General features: G+C 44.5%; 14 protein-coding genes. 12 read left to right on the top strand and 2 right to left on the bottom strand.

Annotated features, from left to right (window positions below; translation table 11 throughout):
- On the bottom strand, positions 1-218 hold a 218-nt coding region (locus CUU66_RS24555), incomplete at its 3' end, for a hypothetical protein (RefSeq protein WP_219622787.1).
- A 249-nt stretch (positions 219-467) separates the two neighbouring features.
- Positions 468-632, bottom strand: coding sequence for a hypothetical protein (locus CUU66_RS24110; protein WP_180955227.1), 165 nt, complete (start codon positions 630-632; stop codon positions 468-470).
- 121 nt (positions 633-753) lie between these two features.
- Here CUU66_RS24110 and CUU66_RS09655 point away from each other — a divergent pair, with 121 nt between their 5' ends.
- From CUU66_RS09655 to CUU66_RS09600, 12 genes are all read left to right on the top strand, one after another.
- Positions 754-3,432, top strand: coding sequence for a calcium-translocating P-type ATPase, SERCA-type (locus CUU66_RS09655; protein ID WP_101641519.1), 2,679 nt, complete (start codon positions 754-756; stop codon positions 3,430-3,432).
- A 109-nt stretch (positions 3,433-3,541) separates the two neighbouring features.
- Positions 3,542-4,417, top strand: coding sequence for a YicC/YloC family endoribonuclease (locus CUU66_RS09650; RefSeq protein ID WP_101641517.1), 876 nt, complete (start codon positions 3,542-3,544; stop codon positions 4,415-4,417).
- A gap of 62 nt (positions 4,418-4,479) precedes the next feature.
- Positions 4,480-4,743, top strand: a complete 264-nt coding sequence (remA, locus tag CUU66_RS09645) for an extracellular matrix/biofilm regulator RemA (protein ID WP_101641515.1) — start codon at positions 4,480-4,482, stop codon at positions 4,741-4,743.
- Positions 4,744-4,752: 9 nt separating this feature from the next.
- The gene (gene gmk, locus CUU66_RS09640; RefSeq protein ID WP_101641514.1) at positions 4,753-5,367 is read left to right on the top strand and encodes a guanylate kinase; all 615 of its coding nucleotides are present in this window, start codon (positions 4,753-4,755) and stop codon (positions 5,365-5,367) included.
- A 2-nt stretch (positions 5,368-5,369) separates the two neighbouring features.
- Entirely contained in the window at positions 5,370-5,582 is a 213-nt protein-coding gene (gene rpoZ, locus CUU66_RS09635) for a DNA-directed RNA polymerase subunit omega (RefSeq protein ID WP_101641512.1), read from the top strand.
- A gap of 114 nt (positions 5,583-5,696) precedes the next feature.
- Entirely contained in the window at positions 5,697-6,905 is a 1,209-nt protein-coding gene (gene coaBC, locus CUU66_RS09630) for a bifunctional phosphopantothenoylcysteine decarboxylase/phosphopantothenate--cysteine ligase CoaBC (protein WP_101641510.1), read from the top strand.
- Between the two features lie 6 nt (positions 6,906-6,911).
- Positions 6,912-9,326 (top strand): primosomal protein N', encoded by a 2,415-nt coding sequence (priA, locus tag CUU66_RS09625; RefSeq protein ID WP_101641508.1) that lies wholly within the window; start codon positions 6,912-6,914, stop codon positions 9,324-9,326.
- A gap of 21 nt (positions 9,327-9,347) precedes the next feature.
- Positions 9,348-9,833 (top strand): peptide deformylase, encoded by a 486-nt coding sequence (def, locus tag CUU66_RS09620; protein WP_101641506.1) that lies wholly within the window; start codon positions 9,348-9,350, stop codon positions 9,831-9,833.
- Positions 9,830-10,786, top strand: a complete 957-nt coding sequence (fmt, locus tag CUU66_RS09615; protein WP_101641504.1) for a methionyl-tRNA formyltransferase — start codon at positions 9,830-9,832, stop codon at positions 10,784-10,786. The genes def and fmt overlap by 4 nt, the downstream gene beginning before the upstream one ends.
- On the top strand, positions 10,776-12,125 hold the full coding sequence (gene rsmB, locus CUU66_RS09610) for a 16S rRNA (cytosine(967)-C(5))-methyltransferase RsmB (protein WP_101641502.1): 1,350 nt from the start codon (positions 10,776-10,778) through the stop codon (positions 12,123-12,125). The genes fmt and rsmB overlap by 11 nt, the downstream gene beginning before the upstream one ends.
- Positions 12,126-13,211: a 23S rRNA (adenine(2503)-C(2))-methyltransferase RlmN gene (gene rlmN, locus CUU66_RS09605; RefSeq protein ID WP_101641500.1), complete on the top strand. Its 1,086-nt coding sequence runs from the start codon at positions 12,126-12,128 to the stop codon at positions 13,209-13,211.
- Positions 13,212-13,215: 4 nt separating this feature from the next.
- On the top strand, positions 13,216-13,965 hold the full coding sequence (locus CUU66_RS09600; protein ID WP_101641499.1) for a Stp1/IreP family PP2C-type Ser/Thr phosphatase: 750 nt from the start codon (positions 13,216-13,218) through the stop codon (positions 13,963-13,965).
- Positions 13,966-13,968: the final 3 nt, after the last annotated feature.

The following is a 13,968-nucleotide window of genomic DNA, read 5'->3' as shown; positions in this document are numbered from 1 at the left end:
AAAGGCAAGAGCGGCCTTTTACCACCGCTTTTCTTATGCCTTTCAGGTGTCTGCCTTTCACTAAATTCTGGTCTTGTAAACATGTTTAGATTTTCATTCAGCGCAAAACGTAAAAATTCGAGAAAGGCACCGTTCTCCGTTTTTCTACTAGTCCAGCTGCGAACTGACATCCTCGAGACATAAGTCAATCTGTCTATGGGAAGAAAATCGCTTCCCACAGCCAGCTCGTCTTATGCTTGGCTAACGCACGATGCACAGGATGTGCGAGCCAGGCGCGGGGCCACAGGACGTGGCCGTTCAAGCGTGGTAAGTGCGACTTTGCTTCTGTCGGCGCTGCCGCTTGCCAATCAGCAAGTCTTCTTTATCGGATGACTGCCTTCTTACAGAGCTCTTTGGACTAGATAAGTGTGGTTTTTTCATGGTGCAAACATTAATTTCTGTCTGAAGGCACCGTTCTCCGCTTTTCTTTAGTCCAGCTCCAAGCTGACACCTTCGGTCATAAGCCAGTCGCCATCAAAAGGCAAAATCGGCCTTTCGCTGCCGCCCGTCTTATGCCTTTCAGGTGCCTGCCTTTCAATAAGTGCTCTTCTGGTAACTAAACTTTGATCTACATTCCTAATAAAAACAGACACCTGAGAAAGGCACCGCTTTCCGCTTTTCAGATAAATTATATCATTTTTTACCCCATCCCTGAATATGCATGGGAGGAGAAGGGACAAGTGTTTGAATTTTGAGGGGGAAGTGAGATGCTGAATGAAGTTCCAGGAAATGGATAAGGAAGAGGTTGAAGCGGCTCTTCAAACTAGTATAGAGCGTGGGTTGTCAGAGGAAGAGGTGCTTGTGCGCCAGAAAAAGTCTGGTTATAACGAGCTGCAGGAGGGTGAGAAGCAGTCAGCGATTTTGTTGTTTTTTGCTCAATTTAAGGATTTTATGGTTCTTGTTCTGCTGGCGGCCACTTTGATTTCCGGTCTTCTTGGAGAATACATAGATGCAATTGCCATCATTGCGATCGTCATTGTAAATGGAATTCTGGGGTTTTATCAGGAGAGGCGGGCGGAGAGGTCGCTTCAGGCCCTGAAGAGTCTGTCTGCCCCGCAGGTACATGTGAAGCGGGATGGGGAATGGATCAAGATCCCGTCAAGGGAAGTGGTTGTTGGCGATATCATGAAATTTTCAAGCGGGGACCGCATTGGCGCTGATGTAAGGATACTTCAGACCACCTCCCTGGAAATTGAGGAATCAGCTCTTACTGGTGAGTCGGTGCCTGTTGCTAAAAAATCGGAAGCGCTGAAACAGGCTTCAGATCAGATTGGTGATCAGGAGAATCTGGCTTTTATGGGCACAATGGTTTCCCGCGGAAGCGGTGTGGGCAGTGTTATTTCCATCGGCATGGATACAGCCATGGGGAAAATAGCGGATTTGCTTCAGTCCGCCGAAACGATGGAAACTCCGCTGCAGAGGCGTCTTGAACAGCTGGGGAAAATCTTGATTACGACAGCATTGCTGCTTACCCTCCTAGTAGTAGTTATTGGCGTTATTCAGGGACATGATATTTATACAATGTTTTTGGCAGGTGTTTCTCTTGCGGTAGCAGCCATTCCGGAGGGGCTTCCTGCGATTGTTACGGTCGCCCTGTCGCTTGGGGTGCAGAGAATGATCAAGCAAAAGGCAATTGTCCGGAAATTGCCCGCAGTCGAAACTCTTGGCTGTGCCTCTGTTATCTGCTCCGATAAAACAGGGACTCTGACACAGAATAAAATGACGGTTACACATCTTTGGAGCGGCGGCAAAACTTGGACCGTAACTGGTACAGGCTACGAGCCAAGCGGAGAATTCCATTATGAGGGCAAACCTCGTCAGGCGCTTGAGGATAAGACCATCCAGCAGCTGCTGACCTTCGGAATGATCTGTAACCATGCGGAACTAAAGCAGGGAGAAAATGGCTATATCATGGATGGAGATCCGACGGAAGGCGCGCTTTTGGTTGCCGCCATGAAAGCTGGCTTTACGAGGGAGAATCTGGCCAGCCAGTTCACTATCGTAAAGGAATTTCCGTTTGATTCTGCACGGAAAATGATGAGTATGATTGTTAAGGATGAAAGAGGACGGTCTTTTGTGGTAGCAAAAGGAGCACCTGATGTTCTGCTTGGCAGATGCGATTCCATTCTCTGGGGGGAGAAACGTCAATTCATGACAGATAACCTCCAGAAACAAGTACAGGATGCCATTGATGGACTTGCCGCACAAGCCTTAAGAACGATTGCGATTGGATTCAAGGCTGTATCACCGAATTCAGTTATTCTAGATGATTCGGAAGCGGAAAAGGAGTTAACGATCATCGGTCTTCAAGGAATGATAGACCCCCCTCGCCCAGAGGTTAAGGATGCGGTGAAAGAATGCCGTGATGCCGGAATCAAGACGGTCATGATTACGGGCGATCATGTAACAACAGCCAAGGCGATTGCTTCACAGCTTGGAATTCTAAGGAAAGGTGACTTAGTGCTTGACGGTGCCGCCCTTTCCGCAATGGAAGTCGAGGAGCTTGAGAATGTTGTAGACAAGGTTTCCGTATATGCAAGGGTATCCCCTGAGCACAAACTGAAAATAGTCAAAGCACTCCAAAAAAAGGGCCATGTTGTGGCGATGACTGGAGATGGAGTCAATGATGCGCCTGCCATCAAGTCTGCGGATATAGGCATTGCGATGGGAATCACAGGCACGGATGTAGCGAAGGAAGCATCAGCCCTTGTGCTGCTTGATGATAACTTTGCCACGATCAAGGCTGCTATTAAAGAAGGACGCAACATCTATGAAAACATTCGAAAGTTTATCCGCTACCTGCTTGCTTCCAATGTCGGAGAAATATTAGTCATGTTTTTTGCTATGCTGCTAGGGCTTCCGCTTCCGCTAATCCCTGTTCAGATCCTATGGGTCAATCTTGTGACTGATGGGCTGCCGGCTATGGCTCTAGGCTTGGATCAGCCTGAGGAAAATGTGATGCAGAGAAAGCCGCGGCTCCCTAATGAAGGTGTGTTTGCCAGAGGCCTTGGGTGGAAGATTATTTCAAGGGGCTTCTTGATCGGTTCAGTAACGCTCGCGGCATTCATGATCGTGTATAAATCTAATCCAGGAAACCTTGTGTATGCCCAGACTGTTGCGTTCGCCACCCTGGTGCTGGCCCAGCTGATCCACGTGTTTGACTGCAGAAGCGAAAAGTCCATTTTTGCCAGAAATCCGTTTGGTAATTTATATTTGGTCGGTTCTGTTATTTCTTCTCTATTGCTTATGCTTGTTGTCATCTATTATAAGCCTCTCCAGCCTATCTTCCATACGGTGCCGATCAGGTTGAATGAATGGCTGCTGATTATAGGAATGGCTTCCATACCAACTTTTTTATTGGCAGGGTCATTTTTAGCAAGAAAATCAAAATAATGTATGTTATAATTCAAATGGTAGTAGAGGGTTCTCTATTACCTTTTTATTTTTTTGCATGATAATGGCACAGCGTTCAGGCTGTGAGATGTTATTGGGGTGAAGATTATTGGTCATAAGTATGACTGGTTATGGCAGAGGATTTGCAGAAGAACAGGACCTGCGGATTCACGTGGAAATTAAGACGGTTAATCACCGTTTCACCGAATATCAAATTAGAATGCCTCGCCAGCTGCTTTTCTTGGAAGATAAAATAAAGAAGCAGGTTAGCGAATACATAAAAAGAGGAAGAGCTGAAGTCTTTATAACCTTGGAAGGCAGCGGCCTTACCACAAAGAAGCTTGAAGTAGACTGGGAGCTTGCGGATGAATACGTATCTTTGATGTCTAAAGTTCAACAAAAGTATAATCTTGCTTCCAAACCCGATCTAGGGGACTTCCTTCAATTAGATGATGTAATAACGGTTGTTGAACAGCAGGCGGACCAAGCCTATCTGGAAGACACGGTGCTCTCTGCTGTCAAGGAAGCCTCATCCGGCCTTTTCCAGATGAGACAGCTTGAAGGTGCTCAGCTTGCAAAAGATATGCTGGGCCATCTGAGTAGAATCCGTTCAATTGTAGAGAAGCTGGAAATACTCGCTCCGGCGGTTGCGGAAAACTATAGAAACCGGCTGTATGAAAAGATATCCGACTATACCAACGGGATGCTTGATGAAGCGAGGCTGCTGACGGAAGCTGCCATTTTTGCTGAAAAGGCAGATATCAATGAGGAGCTGACAAGGCTTGAAAGCCATATATCCCAGTTTGAAAAAACGCTCGCCATCAGAGAGCCGGTTGGCCGAAAATTAGACTTTCTCGTTCAGGAGATGAACAGGGAAACGAACACGATCGGTTCGAAGGCGAATGATTCCTCCATTGCCCAGGAAGTGGTTGAAGTGAAAAGTTTGCTTGAAAAAATTAAGGAACAAGTTCAAAATATCGAGTAGGATCGAGTTTATATAGATAAATGAACGGTCAAAATAGAATAGGGATGAATGGAGGACCGGTGGTGTCTATCAAGCTGATAAACATTGGTTTTGGAAATATCGTTTCCGCAAATAAAATTGTTTCAATTGTTAGCCCTGAGTCTGCTCCGATCAAAAGGATTATTCAGGATTCACGCGACAGGGGTTCCTTAATAGATGCAACCTACGGAAGAAGAACAAGAGCTGTGATCATTACAGATTCAGATCATGTGATCCTTTCTGCTGTCCAGCCTGAAACGGTTGCGGCAAGGCTGCATGACCGAGAAGATAATGGAGATGAAGGGTAGGTATATAAATTGGTAGAAAAAGGTTTGTTAATTGTATTGTCCGGACCTTCCGGAGTTGGGAAAGGCACGGTCAGAAAAGCGATATTCGACCGTCCGGATACTGCATTTGAATATTCTATCTCTATGACAACACGTAATCCGCGTGAAGGAGAAATCCATGGAGTCGATTACTTCTTTAAGTCGAGAGATGAGTTTGAGGCCTTGATTGAACAGGGTAAACTCCTGGAGTACGCTGAGTTTGTCGGCAATTACTATGGCACTCCTGTTGATTATGTCAGGGAGACATTGGATTCCGGCAAGGATGTATTTTTAGAAATAGAAGTACAGGGAGCACGCCAGGTTAGAGAAAAATTCCCTGAGGGCTTATTTATATTCCTCGCTCCTCCAAGTTTAACCGAATTAGAAAATCGGATTACAACCAGGGGAACGGAAACTGAGGAACTGATCCGCCAGAGAATGAAAGCGGCAAAGGAAGAAATAGAATTAATGGACTTATATGATTATGTAGTCGAGAATGACCGGGTTGAAAATGCCTGCGAGCGGATTAATGCCATTGTAATAGCGGAGCATTGCCGCAGAGAACGTGTAACACACCGCTATAAAACCATGCTGGAGAGTGAATAAGAATGTTATATCCTTCTATCGATTCATTATTGAATAAAATTGACTCAAAATATTCCCTTGTCTCTGTTGCAGCCAAGCGGGCAAGACAGATGCAGGGAAATGATAATACCAAGCTTCAAAGGCCTGTATCTTACAAGAATGTCGGAAAAGCTCTTGAAGAGATTCATGCTGGAATCCTCACCTATAAAAACGACCACAAAGATTCCAACCTGTAATGACCTGCCCTTAGCAGGTTTTTTTCTTTTTTCTACAGTGTTAAGTTCTATAAAGATGAAAATTGTCCCGGTATCCTTCATAATATAATCAGTTTAATTCTTGGAGGAAAGTACATGTTGACCAACAAAAAAATCTTATTATGTGTGACAGGCGGCATTGCGGTTTATAAAGCTGCCAGTTTAACAAGCAAACTGACACAAGCGGGAGCCACCGTTAAGGTGATCATGAGTGAATCGGCTGTGAAATTCGTTACACCGCTCACCTTTCAGGCACTGTCACGAAATGATGTATATACGGATACTTTTGATGAGAAAAATCCTGAGAAAATAGCTCATATAGATTTGGCTGATTGGGCGGATCTGATTTTGATTGCCCCTGCTACCGCTAATATAATCGGGAAGATTGCGAATGGCATCGCGGATGATATGATTTCCACTGCCATATTGGCGGCAACCGCCCCGGTCTGGGCAGCCCCGGCAATGAATGTCCATATGTACGCTCATCCGGCCGTCCAGAAGAATATGAATACCCTCAAAAGCTTTGGTTATGAATTCATTGAACCGGGTGAAGGGTATCTTGCATGTGGATATGTTGGAAAAGGCCGACTTGAAGAGCCTGAAACCATTGTACAAAAGCTGCAGGAGTTTTTTGCCGGTAAGCAATATCAGCCGCTTCAAGGAAAGAAAGTCGTCATCACAGCAGGACCGACACGTGAAAAAATTGATCCAGTCCGGTTTATATCCAATCTAAGCACAGGAAAAATGGGGTATGCGATTGCGGAAGAGGCTAGGAGCCTGGGTGCGGACGTCATCCTTGTTTCAGGACCCGTACATTTGGAACCTCCGGCCGGCATCACCACCATCCATGTGGAATCTGCCGAAGACATGTTTCAGGCTGTGATGAGGCATTCAGAAACAGCAGATGTGGTAATCAAAACGGCTGCTGTCTCCGATTACCGCCCGAAACATTATCATCCTCAGAAAATAAAAAAAATGCCGGGCAGCGAGGTTATCGAACTAGAAAGAACAAAAGATATTTTAATGGAGCTCGGCGCTAAAAAGGGGAGCAAAATCCTGGTCGGGTTTGCTGCCGAAACAGAGCTTGTTGAAGAGCATGCCAGAGGAAAATTAGAACGGAAAAATGCTGATTTAATTGTGGCTAATAATGTGACTACCCCAGGTGCAGGATTTGGAACAGATACAAATATCGTTACAATCTACTCCCGAGAAGAAGAACCCGTCAATATCCCTCAAAAAACAAAAGGGATGGTTGCGAAAGATATTTTGAATAAAGTGATTGAATTGCTCAATAAAAAGGACTGATGCACTATGAATATAGCGTCCGTGATTGTCGATGTACCGGCTAAGCAAACGGACCGTGAATTCGATTATAAAATACCCGAAAAATGGGTATCTGTCATCAAACCGGGGATGAGGGTGATTGTCCCCTTTGGCCCAAGGAAAGTGCAGGGATTTGTGTCGCATCTGAAAGAAGAGTCAGAGCACAGCAGGCTTAAATATCTAGAAGAACCAATGGATCTAGAGCCTGTTTTGAATCCTGAACTCCTAAAACTGGGCGACTGGCTGACTGAGGAGACTTTATGTTATAAAATCTCAGCATTTCAAGTCATGATCCCCGCTGCATTGAAAGCTAAATATGAAAAATATATCAAGGTATCCGATGATGTACAGGAAGAAGCCTTATCCGGAGAAATTGGAGATCTATTTAAAGGCAGAGATCGTATAGACTGGAAGACAGCTCTAAACAGCGGTTCTCCCTCAAAAATACAAAATGAAATCATGAAAGGGAATCTGGAAGTAGTCTACCAGGTTAAAAATAAATTAAATAAAAAGCGGATTAAATATGTAGAAAGATCGATATCGCTAGAAGAGATTGAAAAGTATGCCGCTGCCCTTCCACAAAATGCAAGCAAGCAAAAAGCAGCCTGTGACTTCTTCATATCCCATTCGGGAGAAATTACCCTGAGAGAACTAATCAATCAAACAGGTACAACGGCATCATCTGTTAAATCACTGGTAGAGAAAAAGGTCTTAAGAGAATACGAAAAAGAAATCTACCGTGATCCGTTTGAAAACAGAGTCTTCACCCAGACAAAACCATTCGTCTTAACAGCCGAACAGGAAGAAGCGCTCCGCCCTATCAACGATTCCATCAATACCGGAAGTGACGGTACCTTTCTTTTATACGGGATAACTGGAAGCGGGAAAACGGAAATATATCTACAGGCCATTGACAATGTAATTAAGCATGGTAAAGAAGCCATTATGCTTGTACCTGAAATATCGTTAACCCCTCAGATGGTGCAGCGGTTCAAAGGCCGCTTCGGCAATAAGGTGGCAGTGATGCACAGCGGACTGTCAGTCGGTGAAAAATATGATGAGTGGCGTAAAATACAGCGTAAGGAAGTAAAAGTGGTCGTTGGAGCCAGATCTGCCATATTTGCCCCATTTGAAAATTTAGGGATTATCATCATAGATGAAGAACATGAAACAAGTTATAAACAAGAAGAAAATCCACGCTATCATGCAAGAGATGTAGCTGTAAAAAGGGGGCAGTACCATGGCTGCCCGGTTGTGCTCGGGAGTGCCACCCCGTCGCTTGAAACTTTTGCCCGGGCCCAGAAGAATGTCTATACCTTATTGACGCTTAGAAACAGGCTCAATTCATCGATCCTGCCCAAAGTTGATATTGTGGATATGCGCGAAGAACTCCGAGGCGGCAACCGTTCGATGTTTTCAAAGATGCTGTTTGAAAAGCTGACTGAGAGGCTGGAGAAAAAGGAACAAACCGTCCTGTTTTTAAATCGCAGGGGCCATTCTTCCTTTGTCATGTGCAGGGACTGCGGAAATGTGATGAACTGCCCTCACTGTGACATCTCGCTAACGTATCACAGGTCCAGCCATCAGCTCAAGTGCCATTATTGCGGGTTTGAAGTCCCTATGCCTTCACATTGCCCTGAATGCCAGAGTGACTACATCCGGTTCTTTGGTACAGGAACACAGAAAGTGGAGGAGGAGCTCGGAAAAATCCTTCCACAAGCCCGCGTTATCAGGATGGATGTAGATACGACAGGGAAGAAAGGCTCGCATGAAAAGCTTCTTACGGCTTTTCAGGAAGGACAGGCTGACATTCTCCTCGGCACCCAGATGATTGCAAAAGGGCTGGACTTTCCGAACATCACGCTTGTCGGAGTCCTTACAGCAGATACGATGCTCCATTTACCTGATTTCAGAGCTTCAGAAAAAACATTCCAGCTCTTGACACAGGTGAGCGGCAGAGCCGGACGGCATAAGCTTCCCGGAGAGGTTGTAATCCAGACCTATACTCCTGAACATTACAGTATTGAACTATCTGGCCAGCAGGATTATGATACCTTCTATGCCCAGGAAATGAGGTTAAGGAAATTTAATAAATATCCGCCATTTTATTTTCTGGCCCTTGTCACCGTATCACATGAGGATTTAATGAAGACCGTATCGGTAACAGAAAAGATCACCAAATATCTTTCTTCAGGGTTATCCCCAGAATCGGTGGTGTTAGGGCCCGCAGCTTCGCCAATCAGCCGTGTGAACGATAGATATCGCTATCAATGTCTGATAAAATACAAGCGGGAGCCTGAATTAAAAAGGATGCTAAAAAGAATTGTGGAACACTACCAAAAAGAATCAAATCAGAATGGTTTGCAAATCTCTGTTGATTTAAATCCACACATGTTAATGTAAGCAGGGCAGGAGGCTCTTATCTTGGCAATATTACCAATCGTTATGTATCCAGACGTGATACTGGAACAAAAATGCGATCCCGTGATTGCATTTGATAAAAAATTGGCAAAACTTTTAAATAATATGTATGAAACGATGCTCGAAGCAGACGGGGTCGGACTCGCAGCTCCGCAGGTCGGTGTCAAACAGCAGATTGCTATTGTTGATATTGGGGATGAAACGGGAAAAATAGAAATCATTAATCCTAAAATCATTCAAATAGAGGGCGAACAGACGGGTCCGGAAGGATGCTTGAGCTTTCCCGGCCTCTATGGGGAGGTTTCAAGACCGTTTAAGGTCAAAATCCGCGCCCAGGATCGTAAAGGCCGTTATTATGAATTAAAGGCAGACGATTTTCTTGCAAGGGCCATCCTCCACGAAATCGATCACCTTAATGGTGTTTTGTTTACCACAAAGGTAAGCCACTATCTTAAGGAAGATGAACTTGAAAGGTATGAACAAGAATGACAAAGATTGTATTTATGGGAACCCCTGATTTTTCTGTTCCTGTGCTGAGAAGAATCCTGCAGGATGGCTATAATGTCGCAGCAGTGGTAACCCAGCCGGACAGGCCGGTAGGAAGAAAGCGGATATTGACGCCTCCTCCCGTTAAAGCGGAAGCAGTAAAACACGGAATAATGGTTTTTCAGCCAGAAAAAATTCGTGAAGAGGAAGAATTGAATAAAATATTGGAGCTTTCTCCGGACTTAATCATCACAGCTGCTTTTGGGCAGATACTTCCAAAAAAATTATTAGACGCACCGAAATACGGATGTATCAACGTTCATGCTTCCCTTCTTCCCGAACTGCGCGGCGGTGCCCCTATTCATTACGCCTTAATTCAGGGAAAAGAAAAAACGGGGATCACCATCATGTATATGGCAGAAAAACTCGATGCTGGTGATATATTATCACAGGCGGAGCTTAAGATTGAAGAAGAAGATAACGTCGGCACTTTATTTGATAAGCTTAGTGTAATTGGAGCAGATTTGCTTTCAGAAACCATCCCTAAATTGTTGAATCATGAAATTACTCCCATTGTTCAGGACGACAGCCAAGCGACCTTTGCTTCAAATATTAAAAGAGAACAGGAAAAAGTGGATTGGACAAAGACTGGGGAAGAGATCTTTAATCACATCCGGGGCCTTAATCCATGGCCGGTTGCTTTTACCACTTTCGGGTCAGAAGTATGGAAACTGTGGAATTCCCAAAAGATAAAGAGTGGACGGACTGGTGAACCTGGAGAAATTTTAGAGGTCGCGGAAGACGGGCTGATCGTAGCAGCAGGAAACGAGACAGCTATTAAGATACTGGAGCTCCAGCCAGCCGGCAAGAAAAGAATGAGCGTCCGGGATTTCCTTAGAGGATCAGGATCCGGTATAACACCAGGAATGAAATTGGGAGAAACGAATGAAAAATAATAACAAGACAGTCAGAGAAATTGCACTTGAGGTCCTGGATTCTGTTGAAAAGAACCAGTCGTACAGCAATCTGCTACTGAACAACATGATTACGAAGCATAAATTGTCTGGATTGGATGCAGCATTGCTTACTGAGTTAGCGTATGGAACGATTCAGCGGAAAATGACACTTGATTACTACTTGAGCCCGTTTGTAAAGTTTCAGAAGACTCAAGGATGGATTATTAATCTTTTGCGCCTTTCTCTTTACCAGCTGGTTTTTCTGGACAAGATTCCTGATCATGCTGTGATTTTTGAAGCGGTTGAAATCGCCAAAAAAAGAGGGCATAAAGGGAATACGTCAATGGTGAATGGAGTTCTAAGAAATGTTCAGCGAAAAGGAGTTCCTTCTTTGGACGAAATAAAGGAGCCTGCTGAAAGAATTTCAATAGAAACGAGCCATCCACGATGGATCGTGGAACGCTGGTTAGAGCAATATGGCTATGATAAAACACTTGAAATGTGTAAAATGAATCTTCTGGCCTCTGTTCAGACTGCCAGGGTTAATATACGTAAAACAAGCCGGAACGAAGTGATCAGCCTCCTGAGAGAAGAAGGCTTTGAAGTTGAGCCAAGCGTAGTAACACCGGATGGAATCAAAGCGCTCAGAGGTAATTTAACTCATTCTGAAGCCTTTAAAGCAGGTTTTTTTACTATTCAGGATGAAAGTTCCATGCTCGTGGGTTATGCTATAGGTGCTGAGGGTGATGAACAGGTGCTGGATGCCTGTGCCGCGCCGGGCGGGAAATCAACACATATCGCTGAACGCCTCTCGGAAAAAGGGCGCGTCATCTCTCTTGATCTTCATGAACATAAGGTAAAGCTTATTAAAGATCAGGCTGAACGGCTGGGACTCAGCAATATCAGGACAAGAGCGTATAACAGCAAGAATGTTCAGGAGATATTCGGTCTGGGGCAATTTAACCGTATCCTGATTGATGCACCGTGCTCAGGTCTCGGCGTCATGAGGAGAAAACCAGATATCAAATATACAAAAACACAGGAAGATATTACTTCGCTGTCTGGAATACAGTCAGAACTCCTGGATGCAGCTGCTCCGCTCGTAGCAAGAGGCGGAACGCTGGTGTATAGTACATGCACGGTCGATAAAGAAGAAAACGATAATGTAGCACTCAGCTTTTTAAAGAACCACCCGGATTACGAAGAAGATTATAGCTTAAAAGACCGCATGCCGGATCCGGTCAAACCTTTAGTGAATGGAAACATGCTTCAGGTTTTCCCACAGGATTTTGGAAGTGACGGCTTTTTCATCGCATGTTTTAAAAGGAAGGTGAAGTAATTGGAAACTACAACTAATAAGAAACAGCAGCAGGAGACTCAAAAACCATCCATATATTCACTAGAGCTTCATGAATTGAGAGAGTGGCTGGCAGAGGCAGGAGAAAAAACGTTCCGTGCCGAGCAGATTTATGATTGGCTTTATAAACAAAGAGTGACCAGCTTCGAAGACATGTCCAATCTTTCAAAGGATTTAAGAAGAAAACTGGAAGAGAGCTATTCAATTACTACGCTTAATACTCTGATTCAGCAGACATCCAGTGATGGTACGATTAAATTCCTTTTTGAATTGCACGATGGATTCTCTATTGAAACGGTTCTTATGCGCCATGAATACGGAAATTCCATTTGTGTGACTACTCAGGTAGGCTGCAGGATCGGATGTACGTTCTGTGCATCCACACTGGGAGGATTAAAAAGAAATTTACAAGCAGGAGAAATCGTTGCCCAAGTCGTAAAAGTACAGAAGGCACTTGATGAAACAGATGAGCGCGTCAGCTCTGTAGTCATTATGGGTATCGGGGAACCATTTGATAACTATGATGAAATGCTGTCATTCCTGAAAATCATTAACGATGACAAGGCTTTGAACATTGGAGCGCGCCATATCACGGTTTCAACCAGCGGAATTGTTCCAAAGATCTATAAATTTGCCGATGAGCAGATGCAGATCAATTTTGCCATTTCCCTGCATGCGCCTAATAATGAAATCAGAAGTTCCCTGATGCCGATAAACCGTGCTTACAAGCTGCCAGATCTAATGGAAGCTGTTAAGTACTACATTGAGAAGACAGGCCGCCGGATTTCATTTGAATATGGATTATTTGGCGGAGTGAATGACCAGGTTGAACATGCAGAGGAACTAGCAAGACTCATAAAAGGGCTCAAATGCCATGTGAATTTGATTCCTGTAAATTATGTTCCTGAACGCAACTATGTAAGAACACCTCGTGAACAGATTTTCGAATTCGAAAAAACATTAAAGAATGCAGGCGTAAATGTTACGATTCGGAGAGAACAGGGACATGATATCGATGCGGCCTGCGGGCAGCTGAGAGCGAAGGAGCGAAAAGAAGAGACGAGGTGAAAAGATGGAAGCGGTTTTTAAAACAGACCGTGGGAAACTCCGCCAGCTTAATGAAGATAATGGCGGAGTCTTCACCAATCCAAGCGGTGTATTATTAGCTGTTGTAGCTGATGGCATGGGAGGACATAGAGCCGGTGATGTGGCGAGCAGCATGGCCATCGAGAAACTAAAAGATTTTTGGGCGGAAACAGGAGAATTTTTAGACCCTGAGGATGCAGAAGACTGGCTCAGGATTCACATTGTAAAAGTAAATGATCTATTATATCAGCACTCTCTTGCCAATAAGGAATGCGAGGGCATGGGTACGACGATCGTAGCGGCTATATGCACACGGACATTTGCATCTGTAGCACATGTCGGCGACAGCCGGGGGTACCTGTATCAAAACAGCGGAATTAAGCAAGTGACAGAGGACCACTCGCTGGTGCAGGAGCTAGTGCGCTGCGGGCAGATCAGCAAGGAAGATGCCGAGCACCATCCTAGAAAAAATGTACTCTTACGGGCCTTAGGAACCGAAAAAAATGTAGAAATTGATGTGTCTCTAATACCCATATATGTTGGAGATATGCTTCTTTTATGCTCCGACGGTCTTTCTAATAAAGTCAGTGAAAATGATCTGCAGCAGATCATTACTGCACAGGCTGGCCAGGATGTTAAATCAGAAGACTTAATAAAGCTTGCTAATGATAATGGCGGCGAAGATAATATCACCCTTGTACTTGTGCATTTTACAGATGAAAGTGAAAGCGGGTGATTT

The sequence above is a fragment of the Peribacillus deserti genome, assembly GCF_002863585.1.
Lineage (GTDB): Bacteria > Bacillota > Bacilli > Bacillales > DSM-1321 > Paraperibacillus > Paraperibacillus deserti_A.
This window is presented reverse-complemented; position numbering and strand designations above follow the sequence as displayed.